Here is a 22,483-nt window from a genome sequence, read left to right as displayed (position 1 = left end):
ACGATGCCATACGTCAATATCAAAGTGACACGGGAAGGCGTGACCGCTGACCAGAAAAAGCAATTGATCGAAGGCGCAACAAAATTGTTGGTAGACGTTTTAAACAAGAATCCCAGCACCACCGTCGTGGTGATTGAGGAGGTTGAAACGGATAACTGGGGCATCGGCGGCGTCCCCGTCACCGAATTGAGAAAAGGGAAATAAACTCGCGTAAAGATGCGGCGCAATAAGCGCCGCGCTTTGTACTAAAGACCGAACAGGCTGCCTATCAGCAGATAGAGGTTCAATGTCACCACCACGGCGACGATGATCCAGCCAATCAATTTCACCCACCGGCCGTTGACCAACTCGCCCATAAGTTCACGATCGTTGGTGAATAACAGCAGAGGAACCAGCGCCAGCGCAATGCCGAAGCTCAGCAGTACCTGACTCATGACGAGCACCCGCGTAGGGTCCATACCGCACAGGATGACGATAAACGATGGCAGCATGGTCACCGCTCTACGCAGCCACAGCGGTATTCTAAAGCGGACGAATCCCTGCATAACGACCTGCCCCGCCAGAGTTCCCACCACCGTCGAAGACAACCCCGCAATGACCAGACTGAGACCGAATATCGTCGCGGCTGCCTGTCCCAACAAGGGTTTAAGCGTTAAATACGCCTGATCCAGATCCGCAACGTGGGTGTTGCCGCTAAAGTGAAACGCCGCTGCGGCTGTCGCCATCATGGCGAGGTTGACGAATCCAGCGATGGTCATAGCCACGGCCACATCAAACTTCGTCGAAGCATAGCGATCGCTTCGAGTGTTGTCTTCCTCATGCTGCGTCAGCGACGAATGCAGATAAATGACGTGCGGCATAATAGTCGCACCCAGTACGCCTGCCGCCAGCAACACGGCGTCGGAGGTCGGCAGACTCGGGATAGCCATGCCGCGCGCAATCGATGCCAGCTCAGGACGAGAAAACATCAGCTCGACGATATAGGCCGCAGCGACAAACAGCAGCAGGCCGCCTATCACCATCTCAAGCGGCTTTTGCCCGCGCTGTTGCAGCATCAGTATCAGGAATGTAGCGATACCAGTCAGCACCGCACCTTCCAGCAAAGAGACGCCCAGCAGCAGTTTGAAGCCAATAGCGGCGCCAATGAACTCAGCCAGGTCGGTCGCCATAGCGATAATTTCAGCCTGTACCCAATAGGCCCAAACGGCAGGACGCGGAAAGCGGTCGCGAATATGCTCGGCAAGGTTTTTACCGGTCGCGATCCCCAACTTGGCGGAAAGCAGCTGAATCAGCATCGCCATGAGATTAGCCCATACGACCACCCACAATAGCTGATAGCCGTATGAAGCCCCGGCCTGAATATTGGTCGCGAAGTTACCAGGATCGATATAGCCGATCGCCGCGATAAACGCAGGCCCCATCAGGGAAAGTTTGATCTTCCTAGATGTACGGCTGACAGATGTGATAACGCGACTCTCCTGCATAAAATTGACCCTTCTAAACATACTGAAATTATACTCTCACAAATATGAGAATGATTATCAAGTGCATTTAGATCGGTAGAAATGATTATTCTGATAGGCAGAAATAATGATGTATGTCGACACAAAACCCTATGCGTTTCAGAAAACTAATATTAACAAAATATAAACAATGTGATGCTTCCAGCCTGAAAAAAAATCGGATCGGCATGAATCAGACGAGAATTGTTATCGAGTCGATACTTTGGAGGGGAGATAAAGGGGAAGAGAAAAAGCAGGTTCTCTTCGGAGCAGGTAGACATCCCACTGCTCCGAAGCAAAGCCAAAAGTATTACTCTTTCGCTTTTGATACCGCAACCATCGCCGGACGTAGCAGACGACCGTTCAGAGTGTAGCCTTTCTGCATGACCAGCATCACCTGATTAGGCTCGTGATCGGCAGATTCCATCATTNTCATAGCCTGATGAATTTCCGGGTTGAACGGGACATTCACATCCGCCACCACCTCAATGCCGAACTTGCGCACGACAGACAGCAGGGATTTCAACGTCAGTTCGACCCCTTCGATCATGGCTGTCAGCGCATCGTTGGACTTGTCTGCCGTTTCCAGCGCACGCTCCAGATTATCGATCACTGGCAACATCTCACCGGCAAATTTTTCCAGCGCAAACTTATGCGCTTTTTCAACGTCCAGCTCCGCACGGCGGCGAATATTCTCGCTCTCGGCGCGAGAACGCAGCACGCTTTCACGCTCACGTTGCTGTAACTCGCTCAGTTGCGCTTCCAGTTCGGCAATACGTTCATCTCGGGGATCAGCTGCTTCTGGCGTCTCAACAGAGGCGTCTGCTGCTTTCTTTTGATCCTGGACCTGTTCGTCCGGCGACTTCTGTTCTTTACTACTCATGAAATACTCCGCGGTTTTGGCATTCATCTCGCTTGTTCGCTTATTATGGGGATCATAACGGGGGTTTCAAGGGAACCCTGACATATTGCTCGGCTGAAAACACGGAACGCCTCTTCCCGTAAGGATTAACCGCCCAATGAATACAACATTTAACTGCATCGGTATCGTCGGTCATCCGCGGCATCCTTCCGCCCTGGCCACACACGAAATGCTCTATAAGTGGCTAACTGGTCAAGGATATTCCGTTATTCTTGAGCAACATATTGCCCAGGAACTGAACCTTACTGACGCCTTCACCGGCAGTCTGGCGGAAGTCGGGCAACAGGCCGACCTCGCCGTAGTGGTCGGTGGGGACGGCAACATGCTCGGCGCCGCGCGGGTGCTGTCCCGCTACGATATCAGCGTCATCGGCGTCAACCGAGGAAATCTCGGCTTTTTAACCGACCTGGACCCGGATCACGCCCAGCAACAGCTGAGCGACGTCCTCGCCGGACGCTATATTCGCGAAAGTCGCTTTATGCTGGAGGCTCAGGTGTGCCGGGCCAACCATATGAACAGCAGTAGCAGCGCCATCAACGAAGTCGTCCTTCATCCCGGCAAAGTTGCCCACATGATCGAGTTTGAAGTCTACATAGACGACAGTTTTGCCTTTTCACAGCGTTCAGACGGCTTGATTATCTCAACGCCCACCGGCTCCACCGCCTATTCCCTTTCCGGCGGCGGCCCAATCCTGAGTCCATCACTGGATGCCATCGCGCTGGTGCCCATGTTCCCTCATACGCTGTCCGCTCGGCCGCTCGTCATCAGCAACGACAGCACTATCAGACTAAAGTTTTCTCAAATTACCAATGACTTAGAGATAAGCTGCGACAGTCAAATCGCGCTACCTATACAGGAAGGCGAAGAGGTGTTGATTCGCCGCAGTCCTCACCACCTCAATCTGATCCATCCAGAAAATTATAATTACTTCAATACATTAAGCAGTAAATTAGGCTGGTCGAAAAAATTATTTTAATAAGTCAACCTAACTACTTTACTGTATAAAAAACCAGTTTATACTGTATGCATTAACACTTGTTTTTACATACAGGAAAAACATCATGCTGGCTCAACTCACTATCAGTAACTTCGCTATCGTGCGCGAACTGGAGATTGATTTTCAGGCAGGTATGAGCGTCATTACCGGAGAGACCGGGGCGGGCAAATCCATCGCGATTGATGCCTTGGGCCTTTGCCTCGGGAATCGCGCCGATGCCAGCATGGTTCGCCCCGGCGCGGCGCGCGCGGACATCTGCGCGCGGTTTTCTTTAGCAGATACGCCAGCCGCACTTGAGTGGCTGGAGCACAACCAGTTAGATGACAGCAACGAATGTCTTCTCCGCCGGGTAGTCGGAGCTGATGGGCGATCCCGCGGGTTCATCAACGGGACTGCCGTGCCGCTTTCCCAACTTCGTGAATTGGGTCAGCATTTAATTCAACTGCACGGTCAGCACGCCCATCAACTGCTGCTGAAACCCGAACATCAGCGATATCTGCTGGACGCTTATGCGGACGAACCGCAGCTACTGTCTGCGATGCGAGAAACTTGCCGTCAGTGGCACCATAGCTGCCGGGAGCTTGCTCAGCACCAGCAGGCCGCGATTGAGCGAGAGGCCCGACGCGAGCTGCTGCAGTACCAGTTAAAAGAATTGAACGAGTTTACGCCTCAAGCTGGCGAATACGAACAGATCGACGCCGAGTACAAACGTCTGGCCAATAGTGGGCAGTTACAGTCTTTGAGCCAACAGACGTTGCATATCCTCAGCGAAGGGGAAGAGCAAAACCTGCTCGGTATGTTACACAGCGCTCGTCAGACGCTGACCGAACTGGTTGGGCTGGACGAATCACTGTCTGGCATTCTGTCTTTACTCGACGAAGCCCATATTCAGATCAGCGAAGCCAGCGACGAGTTGCGTCACTACAGCGACCGCATGGAGCTTGATCCTGTCCGCCTGTATGAACTGGAGCAGCGGCTTTCCCGCCAGCTGTCGTTGTCTCGTAAACACCATGTCACGCCGGAAGAGCTACCTACGTTTTATCAGCAACTGCTGAACGAGCAGCAGTTGTTGGATCAGCAGGAAAGCGATCACGAGGCCTTGAGTCAGGCTGTACACGAATATCACCAACAGGCGCTGCATGCCGCTGAACAACTGCATACTCGTCGCTGCCAGCATGCTGAGGCGCTCTCCCTGTTGATTACAGAGAACATGCGCGAACTGGCAATGCCACACGGCCAATTCTCCATTCACGTCACCTTCGCGACCGAGCATCTCAGCATGACGGGGGCCGACCAAATCGAGTTTCGCGTCACAACCAACCCAGGACAGCCCCACCAACAATTGGCCAAGGTCGCATCAGGCGGGGAGCTGTCACGTATTGCATTGATTCTGCAAGTCATCACCGCACAGAAAATGGATACGCCGGCACTAATTTTCGATGAGGTGGATGTGGGAATTAGCGGTCCGACCGCGGCGATCGTAGGCAAAATGCTGCGCCAACTGGGTGAGTCCACGCAGGTGATGTGCGTGACCCATCTACCACAGGTCGCCGGTTGCGGGCACCATCATTACTTCGTCAGCAAACAGACTGACGGCGCAGAAACTGAAACACTGATGGAGCCTCTCGGCAAACGCGCTCGCCTTCAGGAGCTGGCCCGCCTGTTGGGAGGGAGCGCCGTGACCAAGAATACGCTGGCGAATGCCAAAGAGTTACTGGCCGCATAAAAACGTTCAACTTTTTCAGGTTCCTGAGGTCTTACATGGGCCTTGCCGGTTTTCAAGACAGGCAAGGTCTATTATCATCGGCAACCTATGCCCTTAAGGAATGAACTCACTATGCGCTGTAAAACGCTGACTGTCATCGCCGCGGTGGTCGCTGTTATGTTGACCGCCGGATGCTCCACTCTGGAGAAGGTGGTTTATCGCCCGGATATCAACCAGGGGAACTACTTAGCTCCGGCTGATGTCGCCAAGATCCATAATGGTATGACAAAACAACAGGTTGCTTATTCTCTGGGAACACCGATGTTGCAGGACCCGTTTGGTAGCGATACCTGGTTCTACGTATTCCGCCAGCAGCCAGGACATGAAGCCGTGAAACAGCAGACTTTGACGCTGAATTTCAACAGCCAAGGCATTCTGACCAGCATCGATAATAAGCCAGCGCTGAACTGATCGGCCAGTGTTGTCGGATAGGCTTTAGACTGTTGGGTTGAAGCCGAAGACGCCTGAAAAGCCTTCCTCTACGGGAAAGCTTTTCAGGTCATACCGAATTCTGGAAGCGTGCGATACGAGCGCGTGATTAAACGAGATACGCACAGTATGTCCATACGGGTGCGTCACGCAGCAGATGTCGGGAATAACGATTAAGTCAGTAGGTGGCTGTCGCTTCTTCGATTCTACGCTCGTGAAACTGCCACCCTTACTTTTTCCCTTTGACGGGGACTTTTCTGGCAACGAAATTAGTTAGGTTGGTTAGCTCGTTGGCCCACGTCGTCTAGCGTTTACTTTTTGAGTGTTCAGCCCTTTGTCGGCGCAACTCTTTGGGATCGGCAATCAAGGGTCGATAGATTTCAACGCGATCGCCTTCCTGCAACTTTTCATCCAGTTTGGCCGGGCGGCTAAAAATACCAATCTTATTAATATTGAGATCTATCTCGGGACGCAATGTCAGCAAACCCGACGCTTTGATCGCCTGCTCTACTGTACTACCCTCATTGAGCTGCAGCGGACGAAGAAACTGACGCTCCGGCAGCGCGTAAACCACCTCAACCCGTATCTCAGGCACTGTAAACCTCTTTGGCTCGTTCGGTAAAAGCCTGAACCATATTGTTCGCTAACTCTTTAAAGACTTTGCCGAAGGCCAGTTCAATCAGCGCATTTTTGAACTCAAAATCCAGGTCAAGCTCCACTTTACAAGCCTCTTCGCTCAGGGGGGTAAACCGCCAATCGCCTTTTAATTGCCGAAACGGGCCGTCAACCAGCTGCATTGAGATAGACTGGTTATCTGTCAGCGTATTTCGGGTTGTAAAGGTTTTACTAATGCCAGCTTTGGAAACATCAACCGCCGCAGTCATTTCCTCCGAAGAGGTGGATAAAACTCGGCTTCCTGAACATCCCGGTAAAAAAGCAGGGTAAGAAGGAACATCATTGACGAGTTTATACATTTGCTCGGCACTGTAGGGGACTAACGCAGAGCGATTGATTTTGGGCATACCATTTTCCAAGAGTCACAAATGCGCAAAATAATAGCACTTTCGGTCTTCGGATTAAAACGCCGGGAAAGTTGCCCCACGGCAGAACACAATGTCACTCTACACTTTGGCGGGGATTTCATTCCCTTAGACATCTAGTATAATGACGGCACTATGAAAAAGAAAAAAGCGTACAAACCCGGTTCCGCTACCATTGCGCAAAATAAGCGTGCTCGCCATGAGTATTTCATCGAAGAAGAATTTGAAGCTGGCCTTGAACTGCAAGGTTGGGAAGTCAAATCTCTGCGAGCGGGCAAAGCCAATATCAGCGACAGCTATGTGACCTTAAGAGACGGCGAAGCCTTTCTCTTTGGCGCCACCATTACACCGCTCAACGTTGCATCTTCACACGTTGTATGCGACCCCACTCGCACGCGCAAACTGTTGCTCAACAAACGTGAGATAGAATCGCTCATCGGCCGAGTCAGCCGCGAGGGTTATACCGTTGTCGCACTGTCGATGTACTGGAAAAATGCCTGGAGCAAAGTCAAAATCGGTGTAGCGAAAGGTAAACGAGATCACGATAAGCGCGACAATATCAAAGAACGTGAGTGGAAATTAGACAAAGCCCGTATCATGAAGAACGCAAACCGCTAAGCCGGTGGCTTAAGCGCGGTAAGTTCTGGTATAATAGCGAAAGTTTCTTGGGGCTGATTCTGGATTCGACGGGATTTGCAAAGCCCAAGGTGCATGCCGAGGGGCGGTTGGCCTCGTAAAAAGCCGCAAAAAAATAGTCGCAAACGACGAAAACTACGCTGTAGCAGCTTAATACCCTGCGTATAGCCCTCTCTCCCTAGCCTCCGCTCTTAGGACGGGGATCAAGAGAGGTCAAACCTAAAAGAGATCGCGTGGATGCCTTGCCTGGGGTTGAAGCGTTAAATCTAATCAGGCTAGTTTGTTAGTAGCGTGTCTGTCCGCAGCTACCAGGCGAATGTAAAGACTAGACTAAGCATGTAGTACCGACGGTAGAGTAATTCCGGACGGGGGTTCAAATCCCCCCAGCTCCACCAAAATTCTCCATCGGTGATTACCAGAGTCATCCGATGAAGTCCTAAGAGCCCGCACGGCGCAAGCCCTGCGGGCTTTTTTGTGTCTGCTGCTTGCTGTGGCAATCTTGTGGCTTCCACAACATTTAGGTGCCTTCAACATTTAGATACCTAGGCACGGTTACCCTGTTATCCTTTAACTAATACACATTGATGCGCGTGATATCATCATATTGCCCCCCCCTAATAAACTGGGCAACTCAGATCGCTTCATGCCAGAGCGGACATCATTGACTTCAATCCAAATACTTCAGGTCACAGGGAGCGAACAAGACTATTTTCTCACGCCAATTATCTGCGCTGTCAGATGCCGTGTTTTACCACCCTTTTAGCTGAAGTAATAATACCCATGGGCGACCTCCGGAACACTTAACCGATCATTAACTATTTTTAAATCACCAGCCAAACTTGCTCGTATATTGTTCAAGACAACAATGATTCACCATGTATGCCTGAGAGGTCTACGTGGGATCGCATTAAATATTTTAGCTAAACTCTCCTTTTATCTTAGTTACTTATGCCGAGCTATCTTTTCGCATCAGTTATGACTAATATGTTTCGTATTAGCCATGACTGATATGATAACTATGATCTCCCACCTAAACGCTAAGATGAAATTCCTGCGCGGNGTTGCCGAGAGAACGCGCCTCAATATCTTGCTTACACTTCGCGAAGGCGAGAAGACCGTCAACGATATCACCACACTGACCGGCGGAACCCAGTCCAATATCTCCCAACATCTCGCCTGCCTAAAGGGCTGCGGCATTATCAGCCGCCGTCAGGAGGGGAAATACTGTTATTACGCTCTGTCAGGGCCACACATGCTGGATTTTCTCAATATGCTTGACGTACTGATGGATGAAATTGGTTGCGACGTTGCCTGCTGCGGCATGAATGCCTCGCTGGTTCCGGGAGAAAAAGATGAACAAGAAGCCTGATTTAGGTGGCCGTAAAATCGGCCAGATCTCCGCTATAAAGCCGGGGCGACTTTGCGGCCGGGCTAACCTAACCATGAGCAAACAAAAATCCGCAAAACCAGCGCTAAGAGGGATATGGGAGGACACCTGTCAGAATGAGTGCAGTGCTCCAGCAACAGCCAAACCAGATAACACCTGTACAGATGCCTGTTGCATCCCGCCAGCAGAAGCGACGCCTATCGATTCCGGTTGCTGTATCTTCGGCGTATGTGATAGCCCCACTGTGACTTCAGCAAAAGCAACTGAACAACTGGATTACCGTATCGGCGGCATGGACTGCCCCTCCTGTGCGGCCACTATTGTACGCAAAGTGACGCAGATGAGTGGTGTAACAGCCTGTGATGTTAATTTCAGCGCTGGTACCATGCAGGTTGCACTGAGCCAGCCAGAGGTGCGTACAGTCATGGAAAGAGCCGTGCAGAAACTCGGCTTCACCCTCGATGCAGTAAACAAAGAGGAGGCGGATACCTATTTGATTGAGGGCATGGACTGCGGTGCCTGCGCTGTCACGATTGAAAAGCACCTGATGAAAACACCGGGCGTGAAAGCGGCAGAAGTCAGTTTTGCTACCGGCCGCATGTCAGTGCGACACCAATTGACGCCGGAGCAGATCATCAGTGAGCTCAAAAAAGCTGGTTATCAGGCACAGCGACTTTCTGATACCACGTCTGTCGCAGAGCCAGGACGCTTCAGTGGACTGAGAAGCGTGTTGATTTCCGGCGCAGCACTGGTTACCGGCTTTGTACTCTCGCATATGAGCGTGCCGCATATCATCCCGGTGATGTTGTATGCGTTATCCATTGTTGCCGGTGGGCTGAAGCCATTTCGCAGCGCTTGGTATGCGCTCCTCAGTCGATCGCTGGACATGAACGTATTGATGACGGCTGCCGCATTGGGTGCAGCCGTCATTGGACAGTGGATCGAAGGCGCAAGCGTAGTATTCCTGTTCTCGCTTGGCACCGCCCTCCAGAGCCGTAGCATTGAAAAAACGCGCAACTCCATTCGCAATCTTATGGCATTGGCACCTGAACAGGCCACGATTCGCCGCAATGGCGAGTGGGTCAGAGTTCCGGTTGCGCAGGNCCGCCCGGGCGAAATCATGCTGGNGAAACCAGCCGATCGTCTTGCGCTAGACGGCGAAGTGGTCACCGGAGAATCAGGGGTCAATCAGGCCCCCATTACCGGTGAGTCGATTCCGGTGGATAAGGCGCCGGGAGATAATGTTTACGCGGGCAGCATAAACCACAACGGCGTGCTGGAGGTGCGGGTCACCCGTCCTGCCTCCGATTCCGCGCTGGCGCGCATCATTCATATGGTTGAAGACGCGCAGAGCCGTAAATCCCCGACCGAGAGTTTTGTTGAGCGTTTCTCTGCCGTTTACACGCCGGTAGTGTTTGTGGTTGCACTGCTGGTTATGGTGCTGCCGCCGCTGCTGGGAGTGGGAAGCTGGACCACTTGGTTCTATCGCGGGCTTGAACTGCTGGTCGTCGCCTGTCCATGTGCCTTGGTCATCTCAACTCCAGTCGCCATTGTTTCGGCGATAGGCAACGCGGCGCGCCACGGTATCCTGGTTAAAGGGGGCATCACTCTGGAAAAACTCGGCAGCATCCGTGCGCTGGCGTTTGATAAGACCGGCACTTTGACCGAAGGTAAACCGCGCGTCACCGGCTGGCAGGTGTTCAGCGGTGACCCGGATCAACTGCTGAATATCGCTCTGAGCATTGAAGCGCACTCCTCGCATCCGCTGGCGGCAGCGGTGAGCACCTGGACGCGCGAACAGGGTGCGAAGAGTCTGGAAGCGTCTGCGCATCAGGCTATTCCCGGTAAAGGGGCTGTCGCCACTTTTGATGACACAGTCTGGCTGGCGGGCAATGAAAAGCTGTTTACGAGCATTTCCTTCTCAGCTGAAATCCGTTCGGCGCTTGATGAATTGAAAAATCAGGGGACATCATTGGTCCTTCTGGGTACGCAGCAGGCTGTTTACGGCGTGTTTACCATCGCTGATGCCATTCGTCCCACCACGCTGGACGCGCTAAACGCTCTGCGCGCGGACGGGATGACGCATACGCTAATGCTGACCGGTGATAATGAAGGCACGGCCCGCACCATCGCCGCGCAGGCTGGCGTGGACGCTTGGCGCGCTGAACTGCTTCCGGAAGACAAGGTCAGCGTGATTGAAGAGTGGCGACATAAAGGTACCCGTATTGCCATGGTAGGTGACGGTATCAATGATGCTCCCGCGCTGGCGGCTGCGGATATTGGCATCGCTATGGGCGGAGCCGGAACGGATTCCGCCATTGAAACCGCGGACGTGGTACTGATGTCTGATCGGCTTGAGCAGTTACCCCATGCGTTTGCACTCAGTAGACTGACCGCATCGATCATTCGTCAAAACATTATCTTTTCCCTTACCGTTAAAGTGCTGGCGCTGGCGCTGATTTTCCCCGGCTGGCTAACATTGTGGATGGCGGTACTCAGCGATACCGGTGCGGCACTTCTGGTCATTCTGAACAGTCTGCGGCTACTTCGCTTCCGTCACTGAACAAAACGTATTTTTCCCCGGCACTCCACCGGGTATTTCCTTTAAGAAAATAAACACAGAAAAAGCAAACAAAATAGCAGCGGTTAAAAGCTTAATCATTGCTATTCATGTGTTTATTAATGCGTCATGTTACTCATACACGAGTAGTTGTGAATTAAAAAAACGCAGGTTGAGTGTCATCGATACTTTCGCGTTTATCGGCTGTGGATGAGTAGCCAGAACAGAGCAACGGCAAGCCAGAATATTAGCAAATCGTCTGCTTATCGCTCATTGCCGCCTGACGCAACTCTTGCGGGCAACTGAGTGCCAGAACAAACACTACCGCATGTTAATCAATGGGGAGCCGATCACGTCAGGTATGTACTGAAGCAATAATGAAGCGAACCACCGAGTGAATAATTAACCGAACTATTCGCATTTCACTAACCGTTTTTCAACGTGATGAGCTAACATTCCAACATCCAATTTTCCTAAATTTTATGGATTTCCGATGCGTCGACTGGTTGCTTTATTGCCCCTTATCGTGTTGCTGCAAGCGTGTAGCAGCAAGCCAGCCTCTTCCCTCCCTTCAGACACTACGCTAAAGCCCTCTGGCGGTTTTTTTCACTCTTCGTCAGCGAGCTTCCTGAACGGGGACTTCGCAAATAATCCAGACGTCGATCGCTTCGTGGATCATATGGTGAAAGAGTACGGATTCGAGCGCGAAANCCTGCACCGTGTGCTTGGACAGGCGCAACGGCTGGACGGTGTGATCCGGCTGATGGATCGACAGGCNCCCNCCCCGTCAACCGCGCTGCCTTCCAATATCCCCAACGGCGCCTGGCTGCGTTATCGCAAGAAATTCATTACGCCGGACAACGTGCAAAATGGCGTGATGTTCTGGAACCAATACGAAGATGCCTTGAATCGAGCATGGCAGACCTATGGCGTGCCGCCGGAAATCATCGTGGGGATTATCGGCGTCGAAACCCGTTGGGGCCGCATCATGGGTAAAACCCGTATTTTGGATGCGCTGGCGACACTCTCATTCGCCTATCCGCGCCGCGCCGCCTATTTCAAAGGCGAGCTGGAGCAATTTATGTTAATGGCCCGAGAAGATGGTTTTGATCCGCTGACGCTGCGGGGTTCTTACGCCGGCGCGATGGGATATGGGCAATTCATGCCCTCCGCCTTTAAGCGCTATGCGGTAGATTTTAATGGCGATGGCATCCCCAATCTTTGGGACCCCGTCGACGCCATCGGCAGCGTCGCCAACTACTTCAAAGCTCACGGCTGGGTACGCGACGGGCAGGTCGCCGTCGCCGCTAATGGCCAAGCGTTGAGTCTGGACACCGGCTTCAATACCCGTTACTCGATGAGAACCCTGTCCGCCGCCGGCCTGTCGCCGCTCGAACCACTAGTCGGTAACCAGAACGTCAGCCTATTGCGTTTAGATATGGGGAACCGCTATCAATATTGGTACGGCCAACCCAACTTCTACACCATCACTCGCTATAACCACAGCACCCATTACGCCATGGTGGTCTGGCAGTTGGGCGAAGAGGTGAAAATCGCCCGGAAAAGTCAGCAGTGACGTCATGTCTACCCGTGTGAGAGGCTGATGGACCGGCGGGGAGTTAGGCGCTTAGGCGATAGTTTCTTCGCTTGCAACGTAAAATCGAATTTCCCGGAATGATTCCCTTGCGCCCGGTGTCGTTGGCTGTTTTAGTGAGAACTATCGATTAAGGCTGGGGCAAAGACCTCGCATAACGGAAAGAGTGATATGACTAAGATTCGAGTTGGCGTCGTGTTCGGTGGTAAATCGGCAGAACACGAAGTTTCGCTGCAGTCCGCCAAAAACATCGTGGAAGCCATTGATAAGGATAGATTCGACGTCGTGCTGCTGGGCATCGACAAGCAGGGTGAATGGCACATTAATGATGCCTCCAATTATCTGCTGAATGCAGAAAACCCGGCGAAGATAGCCCTTAACCGTTCAAGCCAGCATGTCGCGCTGATCCCCGGCCGGGCTGACCGCCAGTTAATCGATACGAAAAGTGCAAATGCCCTGTCCCAGATCGACGTGATCTTCCCGATCGTTCACGGCACGTTGGGCGAAGATGGTTCTCTGCAGGGACTGCTGCGGATGGCTAATATACCGTTCGTCGGCAGCAGCGTACTCGGCTCAGCAGNCAGCATGGATAAAGATGTCGCCAAGCGACTATTACGAGACGCCGGACTGCTGGTCGCACCGTTTGTGACGCTCACCCGCGCCAACCGCCGTCGATTCGATTTCACCACGATCACCGCCAAACTCGGCCTGCCCTTGTTTATCAAACCGGCCAATCAAGGATCTTCCGTCGGCGTCAGCAAAGTCAAAGACGAAGCGTCATTCCGACGCGCGGTCGATCTGGCGTTCAGCTATGACCATAAGGTGCTGGTAGAGTCCGCGATTGTCGGCCGTGAAATCGAATGCGCCGTACTGGGCAACGATTTTCCACAGGCCAGCGTATGCGGCGAGATCGTGCTGCACGACGAGTTCTACTCTTACGATACCAAATACATTGATGAAGACGGCGCAGGCGTCGCAATCCCGGCACCTCTGCCGGAAGTGACCGACGAGCGTATTCGCGCCGTTGCGCTGCGCGCTTTCCAGACGCTGGAGTGTCAAGGGATGGCGCGGGTCGATGTCTTCCTGACTCAGGACGACGAGATCGTCATCAACGAAGTCAATACGCTGCCCGGTTTCACCAATATCAGTATGTATCCGAAGCTTTGGCAGGCGAGCGGTATTGGCTATACCGCATTAATTACTCAGTTGATTGAGCTGGCGCTGGAGCGCTACAAACAGGACAACGCCCTGCAAAGCTCAGTACGCGACTGACGCTCATGGTCATCGGGCAAGGCGACTGAACCTCTTGCCCGGTTCGCCTTCTATTTCTCTCTCGATATCCGGATTTACCTCGAACGCGCCTTCCTTCACCTGTCCCCGATATTCACGACGCCTCAAGCGGCAGTTATTCCGCCAGCGCATCATCTTGCGCCAGCACCGTCTCCCCAGCGGCGACTCTCAAATAAAAAGCGACCCATTCATATCGCTGCAGCTCGGCGATATACAGATTCTGACTGCCCAGTCGCTGAAATCCGCTTTTCAGCAGCACCTTGCCTGACGCAATATTGCCGTCTTTGTGGCATGCATACAGCCGGTCCAAACCGAGTTGCTGAAACGCGAACTGGCATATCGCCAGACAGGCTTCCGTGCCATAGCCGCGCCCCCAATACTCCGGCCCCAACCAGTATCCGACTTCCGGGTAATGGCTATCCAGCGCCGACAGCGAAATCGCGCCCACGACTTCGCCTACCTGTCGCAGACACAGGGCGAACGTCACGCTTTTTCCGCTTAGCCAGTCACCCTGTAGAGAAGCAATCCACGATGAAATCCGGGATTGCGGACAGGGATAAGGAATATGCACGGCCATAGCGGCAATGCGCGGGTCGCTTTCCAGCAGTGCGAACAACGTTTCAGCGTCGGAATCCCGCAGCGGTCGCAGCGCCAGACGCGGTGTGTCAATGCTCGGCTGTTGTCGCTTTTCTTTTGTCATAACATCCNCCTTACGCGCGGTCCCCACATAAATGAACGGGGTGATGAGGATTCAGTGGCGGCGCAGGAAAAAACAGTTCCCGTATTCGTCGCAAGGATGAACGTTTTCGTCGGACCTGTTATGATCGAAAAACGATTCGTCTCGCTGTAACAAAATTGCTACATATTGGCTGCAGCGAGAAGTGAACAGATATTTAAGACAACTCCGCGCCCAAACGGCTGTATAACGATCAGTCCCAGCGGTGATAAAACCCGCCCCATAAGGTAATTCGCTCAGCAATTGAAGGTTAAGTCATGATCACCACCGACGGTAATAACGCAGTCGCATCCGTGGCCTGGCGAGCTAATGAAGTTATCGCCATTTACCCCATTACGCCCAGTTCCACCATGGCGGAGCAGGCCGCAGCCTGGTCCAGCGAAGGCCGCCGCAACCTGTGGGGAGACACGCCGCGTGTGATGGAAATGCAGTCCGAAGCCGGCGCCATCGCGNCCGTGCACGGTGCGCTGCAAACCGGGGCCTTGGCGACCTCGTTTACATCGTCGCAGGGACTGTTGTTGATGATCCCGACGCTGTACAAACTGGCCGGGCAGCTGACGCCCTTCGTCCTGCACGTGGCCGCCCGTACCGTAGCCACCCACGCGTTGTCCATTTTCTGCGACCATTCGGATGTGATGGCCGTACGTCAAACCGGCTGCGCCATGCTGTGCGCCAGCAACGTTCAGGAAGCGCAGGACTTCGCGCTGATCTCTCAGATGGCCAGTCTGAACAGCCGCCTGCCTTTTATTCATTTCTTTGATGGTTTCCGCACCTCGCACGAAATCAATAAGATCGAGCCGCTCAGCGATGAACACATTCTGCAGCTGTTGCCGCAGAAGTCGATTGATGAGCATCGTGAGCGAGCGCTCACACCAGAACGTCCCGTCATTCGCGGGACCGCGTCCAACCCGGATACCTTCTTCCAGGCGCGCGAAGCCACCAATACCTGGTACAACGATGCCTATCAGCATGTTGAACAGGCGATGAACGACTTCGCCGCCGCGACCGGTCGTCAGTACCACCCGTTTGAGTACTATGGACATCCGGAAGCGACCCGCATCATCATCCTGATGGGGTCCGGCGTCGGCACCAGCGAAGAAGTCATTGATACGCTGCTGACCCGTGGCGAAAAAGTCGGTGTGGTGAAAGTGCGTCTGTACCGCCCGTTCTCCGCCAAGCATCTGCTGGATGTCATCCCGCAGACCGCACAGAACATTGCCGTACTGGACCGCACCAAAGAGCCGGGCGCGCTGGCGGAGCCGCTGTATCTGGATGTCATGACCGCGGTGGCCGAGGCTTTCTCACGAGGNGAGCGCCCACTCATGCCCCGTGTGATCGGCGGCCGTTACGGCCTGTCGTCCAAAGAATTTACGCCTCAGTGCGTCGAGGCCATCTTTAAAGAGTTAGCGCTCGCCAACCCACGCCCGCGCTTCACGGTGGGTATCTACGATGACGTGACCCATTTGTCTCTGCCGCTGTCCAACCTGCCGATGCCGACGCAGGCGTCGCACGAAGCGCTGTTCTACGGTTTGGGCAGCGACGGCACCGTCTCCGCCACTAAAAACTCCATCAAAATCGTCGGTAATTCCACGCCGATGTTCGTGCAAGGCTACTTCGTGTATGACTCGAAGAAAGCCGGCAGCCTGACCGTATCCCACATGCGCGTCGGCCCGACGCCCATCAACGCGGCCTATCTGATCGAGCAGGCCGACTTCGTGGCCTGTCACCAGTGGCAGTTCATTGATAAATACAACATGGTCGAACGCCTGAAACCGGGCGGAGTCTTCCTGATTAACACGCCGTATAGCAGCGAAGACCTGTGGCACCGACTGCCGCAGGAAGTGCAGGCGGGACTGAATCAGCGTCAGGCGCGGGTCTACTGTATCAATGCCGCCAAGATCGCACGTGATTGCCAGCTGGGTGCGCGTATCAATACCGTCATGCAGATGGCCTTCTTCCACCTGTCGCAAATTTTGCCGGGTGAAGATGCGCGGGAGAAGCTGCGCGCCGCCATCAACAGCAGCTATGGCAGCAAGGGTGTGGAGCTGGTGGAACGTAACTGGCGCGCGCTGGACGCTACGCTGGAAGCGCTGGCCGCCGTTCCGCTGGAACCGGTCAACCCAGGCAGCCCGCAGCGCCCGCCGGTCGTCTCCGACGCCGCGCCCGNCTTCGTCAAGACCGTGACCGCCGCCATGCTGGCCGGATTAGGCGATACCCTTCCCGTCTCCGCGCTGCCGCCGGACGGCACCTGGCCGACGGGCACCACCCGTTGGGAAAAACGCAACATCGCGGAAGAAATCCCGCTGTGGAAACCCGACCTGTGCACCCAGTGCAACCATTGCGTCGCCGCCTGCCCGCACGCCGCCATCCGAGCCAAAGTCGTACCGGCGGAGGAGATGGATGCCGCGCCTGCGTCGCTGCAATCGCTGGACGTGAAGGCCCGCGACATGCGCGGCCAGAAATACGTATTGCAGGTTGCGCCTGAGGACTGCACCGGCTGTAACCTATGTGTGGAGGTATGCCCGGCGAAAGATCGTCAGAATCCAGAGATCAAGGCAATCAACATGAAGCCGCGTCTGGAACACGTTGAGGAAGAGAAGACACATTACGACTTCTTCCTGAATCTGCCGGAAATCGACCGCAACAAACTGGAACGTATCGATATTCGTACGTCTCAGCTGATTACCCCGCTGTTTGAATACTCCGGCGCCTGCTCCGGCTGCGGCGAAACGCCCTATATCAAGATACTGACCCAGCTGTACGGCGACCGTTTGCTGATCGCCAACGCCACGGGGTGTTCGTCGATTTACGGCGGCAACCTGCCAACGACGCCTTGGACTACCGACGCCAACGGCCGCGGTCCGGCATGGGCCAACTCGTTGTTTGAAGATAACGCCGAGTTCGGTCTGGGCTTCCGCCTGAGCGTAGATCATCATCGTCAGCGCGCGCAGCGCCTGCTGAACCAGCTGGCGCCTCAGTTGCCGACGGAACTGGTAGCCTCTCTGCTGGAAGAAAATATCAAAACCGACGATCGTCGCCAGCAGATCGAGCAGCTACGCGAGCAGCTTGCTTCNCTGACGAGCCACGAAGCGCGTCAATTATCGGAAGAGGCTGATCATCTGGTCGATAAATCCATCTGGCTGATCGGGGGCGATGGCTGGGCTTATGATATTGGCTACGGCGGTCTGGACCACGTGATGAGCCTGTCGGAAAACGTTAACGTTCTGGTGCTGGATACGCAGTGCTACTCCAACACCGGCGGCCAGCAGTCCAAAGCGACGCCGCTGGGTGCGGTGACCAAGTTCGGCGAGAACGGCAAACGCAAGGCGCGGAAAGATCTCGGCATCAACGTCATGATGTNCGGTCACGTCTACGTCGCGCAGATCTCGCTGGGCGCTCAGCTCAACCAGACGATGAAAGCGATTCAGGAAGCGGAAGCCTGGCCGGGTCCGTCACTGATTATCGCCTACAGCCCATGTGAAGAGCACGGCTACGATCTGGCGTTCAGTCACGATCAGATGCGTCAGTTGACGGCGACCGGCTTCTGGCCGCTGTACCGCTTCGACCCACGCCGCAGCGCGGAAGGCAAACCGGCGCTGATGACGGACTCTCGTCCACCGTCCGCCAGCCTGAGCGACACGCTGCTTAAAGAGCAACGGTTCCGACGCCTGAATACGCAGATGCCGGAGGAAACGGCCGTACTGTATGAAGAAGCCGAGCTGGATCTGCGCCGTCGCTATGACTTCCTGAATTTGATGGCCGGCAAGGCCGAGAAGAACACTCAGGAATAACAGCCGCCGCGGCAATCTCCACGCCCTGCGCCGTCACTCCGGCGCAGGGCGTTTTTTGTGGTGAGGTTGACTTGTATAAGCAGCGGCCAATGTGACGGTATCCCTGTCAGGACAACGTCCCCGGCACTTTTCCATGCCAAAAATGACAAACCACGCAAATGGGCTTCAAAAAGTGTGATTGGTTACACATGTTGTTTCCCAATTAAGTCGATCTGACCATATAATGCGCACAGGTCAATAATGACCACAATAACCATTTTCCGCCGGTATGGCTTCACACTCAATTAAGATACCCACATGAGTATTCGTGCGATTCTAACGTTCGTTTTGGCTGCTGCCAGCTTTAGCCAGGCAGCCCTGGCCGTAGTCTATCCTCTGCCTGCCGGTAAAAGTCGGTTGGTGGGTGAAAACATTCACTTTACTATCCCCAGCGATAGCACCCAGCCTCTAGAGCATTTTGCCGCCCAGTTCCAAATGGGGCTGAGCAATATGATGGAAGCGAATCCGGGGATTGATGTTTACCTGCCCAAACCCGGCAGCGATATCGTCATCCCCCAGCAGCTGATCCTACCGGATACGCCGCGTCAGGGCATTGTGATCAACAGCGCTGAAATGCGTCTGTATTACTACCCGAAAGGCACAAATACCGTCGTGGTGCTGCCGATCGGCATCGGCGAATTAGGCAAAGACACCCCGATTAACTGGGTCACCTCGGTACAGCGGAAGAAAGATGGCCCGACATGGACGCCGACCGCCGCTATGCATGCCGAATACGCCGCACGCGGCGAGACGCTGCCTGCGGTCTACCCGGCCGGTCCGGATAACCCGATGGGCCTGTATGCGCTGTATGTTGGACGCCTGTATGCCATTCACGGCACCAATGCCAACTTTGGCATCGGCCTGCGTGTCAGCCACGGCTGCGTGCGTCTGCGCGCCGACGATATCAAATACCTGTTCGATCATGTGCCGGTCGGCACGCGCGTTCAGTTCATCAATGAACCGGTAAAAGCAACGACGGAGCCTGACGGATCCCGCTATCTCGAGGTTCACCACCCACTGTCGCGCACCGTGGAAGAATTTAACGCCGACACGCCGGTGCCGCTGACGCTGACGCCTGCCGTGACCAAGATTCTGACTGATGCCAGCGTAAACGAAAGCACGGTTAATCAGGTGATTCACGATCGTCTCGGCATTCCGCTCAAGGTTAACGGCCCGGCCAATGACCCTGCGTCACCGACAGCGCCGCAGAATACCGCGCCGGTCGAGCCGCAGACCGTACAGCAGCCCGCACCGGAAGCGAACGCGCCTGCTGCGCCGGAGACCACTCAACCGGAAACTCCGCCGCAGTCTGATACCGCACAGCCGGAAACGACGNCGCCCGATGCCACAGCAGCGCCGGAAGAAACCGACACTGCGACGGCCCCTTCAGAGACACCTAGCCAGTCTTAAGTTCTTCGACAGGGCGGCGCTCAGCCGCCTTGTTGCAATTTCCATCCGCCCCTCTCACGCATTCACCTACGCTGATCTGCCCGGACTTGCGTAATAGACCGTGCGTCAGGCCGTCCCCACCTAGAACGGTAAACGCTTAGGAAAGTTAGATCAGCGCAGCCTGCTTTAGCTCGCTTTTCAGATAGGCGTAATAAATGGGCGCGGCGATCACGCCGGATAAACCAAAAGCCGCCTCAAACACCAGCATCGCCAGCAAAATCTCCCAGGCGTGGGCTTTGATTCTTGTCCCGACGATCTGCGCATTAAGGAAATATTCCAGCTTGTGGATCAACATCAGATAAAGAAGAGCGATCAGCGCCGTCGGCAGCGAGATGGAGAGTGCGGAGATGAAAACCATCGCGTTGGAGATCAAATTCCCGACCACCGGCAGCAGGCCAAAAACAAACGTCAGCACGACCAGCGTTTTCGAAAACGGNAGGTGAATGCCGAACGCCGGCAGAATGCCCAGTATAAAAATGGCGGACAGGATCGTGTTCACCAGCGAGATTTTCACCTGCGCGAAGACGATGTTGCGGAATGAAGCCGATAGCAACGCGACGCGGTTCAGCAGCTCCATTTTAAGCAACGGCTTGTCCACGCGATGATCGACGTTATACAGCGAAATGATCGCCCCCAGGATCATGCCTATCAGCATCGTAACGAAGCCGTGCAGGAAGCTTTTCCCCAGATTTTGCAAAATCGCAACATGCTGCTGTAGCCACTGGATAATCTCTTGCTGTAACTCTTCAACGCTAACCGGCAGGTAGCCCGGCAAAAAAGTCATGATCTGGGATTGCACATCACCCAGTATGTAGGCGATACGCGCGTTGAAAACGCGGGTGTCCCTCATTTCCTGCATCAATAGCCCTGCCAACGCGGCGAACATGAGGCTCAGCAGACTGACAACCAAAGCGCTGATCACGGCGACGACAGCCAGGCGAGCGCGTTTACCGCTAATGACCTTCTGAAAATGGGGCGTCAGTAGATTGATAATTTCGTACACCAAAAAACCGGCGATAAAACAAGCTAGTAAACGCAGCTGAATCAACAGCAGCAACCCTCCCATAACAAAGACAAAACTTAACAATCGGGCCTGTTTCAAATTCAACAACTGCATGATGGCATCCTGTGTCCGTAATGCTGCGTCAAAGCATCGCCTTCCCCTGTTCCCTGACATAGCGAAGCCCGCAGAAAGAGTGATGTTCTGACCATGAAATGCTTTTTCTGCAATTATTCTTAGCGTTTTACCTCGGAAACGCCAGCAGCAATTTACCGTAGATCTTTCATCAGCCTTCGATCGAGGCGAGCAACGTCGCCAGCGCCACAGGCGCCTAAGCCGAATAGATCGAATGATCATTTTACCAAACCGTTCATGCGCCAATTTAAGCCTGAAGGATAACGAATACCGCTGTAAATAATAGGTTCATTGGTTATTCGGGAAAAAGCGCAGTCATATAAATGTCAATAAGGTTAACGCGGTGTCATCGTTGTATTAGTACTAATACCGAAACGGAATTTCGTGGTGACATTTAATTTGACTCATTGGTCCGGGCATGGCTCCGCTTCCATAATGCACAAAAGCGAGGCCAAGATGAGGTTAGCTCAGCGAATATTACCCCATACGTCGATGAGGGAAAAAGAAGGATGAGAGAAATAATTTAATATTATTTATGAAATATGGCATGAGCGTGTGTAGAAGAAGGGCCGTCTATTCCCACCGCTTACTGATTAGATTCTCTAATTTGAGATAAAAGATTCATAAAACTTAGGTATAAACATCCAAAAGAGCGGACGACAGCGATACCAACAGTATGTCTGTCGTTCCCACAAAGAGACCAAGAGGATTGGATTCAGGAAGCCAGACCCGGTTTCAAGAACACACCGCCGTCATTAAGGATGATCAGCGACAACACACGGCTTTCGACATTCAACTTGGAAAAAGTCAGTGTGCTTATCGGTTTTTTCATAAAGCCATCCGCAAGCAGTTCGCAGCTGACATGTGTGCTCAGCACATTCTTGTCGGCGATAAAGTCCTGGAAAGCAAACCTCACATTAATAGGCAGTATCTCGTCGATAGATGCCGGTTTTCTGGAATTCGGGCATAGCCCAAAATGGGCGTTGAATGCAGAATTGGCGCAGAGTACCTGGCATTTTTCGTCAATGATGGCGACCGCCCGGCGGTCATTATGGATCGGGGTACTCAATATGCCGATGATGTCATTTCGCCCAAATATCAGACTCATTGTTTCCTCTGTTCTATATCAAGCTGTATAGAAAATGATAAAGCCAGACATCAGTTCGACCAGACAAAGATGGATCTTCTGATGATGGCAATCCTCACCCCGT

The 22,483-nt window shown here is 53.7% G+C and carries 18 protein-coding genes and 1 other RNA gene; 12 read left to right on the top strand and 7 right to left on the bottom strand.

Going from position 1 to position 22,483, the window contains the following annotated elements; all coding sequences use genetic code 11:
* Positions 1–3 precede the first annotated feature (3 nt).
* The gene (locus RZ35_RS04250; protein ID WP_026738640.1) at positions 4–204 is read left to right on the top strand and encodes a tautomerase family protein; all 201 of its coding nucleotides are present in this window, start codon (positions 4–6) and stop codon (positions 202–204) included.
* A 41-nt stretch (positions 205–245) separates the two neighbouring features.
* Here RZ35_RS04250 and RZ35_RS04245 read toward each other — a convergent pair whose 3' ends face one another.
* Positions 246–1,484 (bottom strand): Nramp family divalent metal transporter, encoded by a 1,239-nt coding sequence (locus RZ35_RS04245; RefSeq protein ID WP_026742185.1) that lies wholly within the window; start codon positions 1,482–1,484, stop codon positions 246–248.
* Positions 1,485–1,812: 328 nt separating this feature from the next.
* Positions 1,813–2,385, bottom strand: a complete 573-nt coding sequence (gene grpE, locus RZ35_RS04240) for a nucleotide exchange factor GrpE (protein ID WP_026742184.1) — start codon at positions 2,383–2,385, stop codon at positions 1,813–1,815.
* Positions 2,386–2,521: 136 nt separating this feature from the next.
* On the opposite strand from grpE, the gene nadK reads away from it, so the two are divergent.
* The 3 genes from nadK (at position 2,522) to bamE (ending at position 5,597) form a co-directional block, all read left to right on the top strand.
* Complete coding sequence (nadK, locus tag RZ35_RS04235; RefSeq protein WP_026742183.1) at positions 2,522–3,400, top strand: NAD(+) kinase; 879 nt, start codon at positions 2,522–2,524, stop codon at positions 3,398–3,400.
* Between the two features lie 85 nt (positions 3,401–3,485).
* The gene (recN, locus tag RZ35_RS04230) at positions 3,486–5,147 is read left to right on the top strand and encodes a DNA repair protein RecN (protein ID WP_026742182.1); all 1,662 of its coding nucleotides are present in this window, start codon (positions 3,486–3,488) and stop codon (positions 5,145–5,147) included.
* A 111-nt stretch (positions 5,148–5,258) separates the two neighbouring features.
* Entirely contained in the window at positions 5,259–5,597 is a 339-nt protein-coding gene (bamE, locus tag RZ35_RS04225; RefSeq protein WP_026738635.1) for an outer membrane protein assembly factor BamE, read from the top strand.
* A 322-nt stretch (positions 5,598–5,919) separates the two neighbouring features.
* Here the strand turns inward: bamE and RZ35_RS04220 are convergent, their stop codons facing one another.
* Both RZ35_RS04220 and RZ35_RS04215 read right to left on the bottom strand, forming a co-directional pair.
* Entirely contained in the window at positions 5,920–6,210 is a 291-nt protein-coding gene (locus RZ35_RS04220) for an RnfH family protein (protein ID WP_026742181.1), read from the bottom strand.
* The gene (locus tag RZ35_RS04215) at positions 6,203–6,637 is read right to left on the bottom strand and encodes a type II toxin-antitoxin system RatA family toxin (RefSeq protein WP_026742180.1); all 435 of its coding nucleotides are present in this window, start codon (positions 6,635–6,637) and stop codon (positions 6,203–6,205) included. Before RZ35_RS04215 ends, RZ35_RS04220 begins: the two co-directional genes overlap by 8 nt.
* Before the next feature lie 153 nt (positions 6,638–6,790).
* Here RZ35_RS04215 and smpB point away from each other — a divergent pair, with 153 nt between their 5' ends.
* The 6 genes from smpB (at position 6,791) to ddlA (ending at position 14,104) form a co-directional block, all read left to right on the top strand.
* A complete protein-coding gene (gene smpB, locus RZ35_RS04210; protein WP_026742179.1) occupies positions 6,791–7,273 on the top strand; it encodes an SsrA-binding protein SmpB in 483 nt (160 codons plus the stop codon).
* Between the two features lie 49 nt (positions 7,274–7,322).
* Positions 7,323–7,686, top strand: a transfer-messenger RNA (tmRNA) gene (gene ssrA / locus RZ35_RS17130).
* Positions 7,687–8,291: 605 nt separating this feature from the next.
* Complete coding sequence (locus RZ35_RS04205; RefSeq protein WP_026742178.1) at positions 8,292–8,660, top strand: ArsR/SmtB family transcription factor; 369 nt, start codon at positions 8,292–8,294, stop codon at positions 8,658–8,660.
* Complete coding sequence (locus RZ35_RS04200) at positions 8,617–11,241, top strand: heavy metal translocating P-type ATPase (RefSeq protein WP_081825692.1); 2,625 nt, start codon at positions 8,617–8,619, stop codon at positions 11,239–11,241. Before RZ35_RS04205 ends, RZ35_RS04200 begins: the two co-directional genes overlap by 44 nt.
* A 490-nt stretch (positions 11,242–11,731) precedes the next feature.
* Positions 11,732–12,814: a lytic murein transglycosylase B gene (mltB, locus tag RZ35_RS04195; RefSeq protein WP_026742177.1), complete on the top strand. Its 1,083-nt coding sequence runs from the start codon at positions 11,732–11,734 to the stop codon at positions 12,812–12,814.
* 189 nt (positions 12,815–13,003) lie between these two features.
* A complete protein-coding gene (gene ddlA / locus RZ35_RS04190; protein WP_026742176.1) occupies positions 13,004–14,104 on the top strand; it encodes a D-alanine--D-alanine ligase in 1,101 nt (366 codons plus the stop codon).
* A 133-nt stretch (positions 14,105–14,237) separates the two neighbouring features.
* On the opposite strand, the gene RZ35_RS04185 is transcribed toward ddlA, so the two are convergent.
* Positions 14,238–14,822 carry a GNAT family N-acetyltransferase gene (locus RZ35_RS04185; protein ID WP_026742175.1) on the bottom strand — a complete coding sequence of 195 codons (585 nt, stop codon included), beginning with the start codon at positions 14,820–14,822 and terminating at the stop codon, positions 14,238–14,240.
* A gap of 293 nt (positions 14,823–15,115) precedes the next feature.
* Between RZ35_RS04185 and nifJ the strand changes: the two genes are divergently transcribed.
* A complete protein-coding gene (nifJ, locus tag RZ35_RS04180; RefSeq protein ID WP_026742174.1) occupies positions 15,116–18,649 on the top strand; it encodes a pyruvate:ferredoxin (flavodoxin) oxidoreductase in 3,534 nt (1,177 codons plus the stop codon).
* Between the two features lie 297 nt (positions 18,650–18,946).
* Complete coding sequence (locus RZ35_RS04175) at positions 18,947–20,098, top strand: L,D-transpeptidase family protein (RefSeq protein ID WP_026742173.1); 1,152 nt, start codon at positions 18,947–18,949, stop codon at positions 20,096–20,098.
* A gap of 145 nt (positions 20,099–20,243) precedes the next feature.
* On the opposite strand, the gene RZ35_RS04170 is transcribed toward RZ35_RS04175, so the two are convergent.
* Together RZ35_RS04170 and RZ35_RS04165 are read right to left on the bottom strand one after the other, a co-directional pair.
* Positions 20,244–21,254 carry an AI-2E family transporter gene (locus RZ35_RS04170; protein WP_026742172.1) on the bottom strand — a complete coding sequence of 337 codons (1,011 nt, stop codon included), beginning with the start codon at positions 21,252–21,254 and terminating at the stop codon, positions 20,244–20,246.
* Positions 21,255–21,987: 733 nt separating this feature from the next.
* Positions 21,988–22,380 (bottom strand): hypothetical protein, encoded by a 393-nt coding sequence (locus RZ35_RS04165; RefSeq protein ID WP_026742171.1) that lies wholly within the window; start codon positions 22,378–22,380, stop codon positions 21,988–21,990.
* Positions 22,381–22,483 lie beyond the last annotated feature (103 nt).

Origin of the sequence: Lonsdalea quercina subsp. quercina, from assembly GCF_000688655.1 — a bacterium.
Classification (GTDB): domain Bacteria; phylum Pseudomonadota; class Gammaproteobacteria; order Enterobacterales; family Enterobacteriaceae; genus Lonsdalea; species Lonsdalea quercina.
Note: the sequence above shows the minus strand (reverse complement) of the source record. Positions and strands in the feature narration are given on the sequence as shown.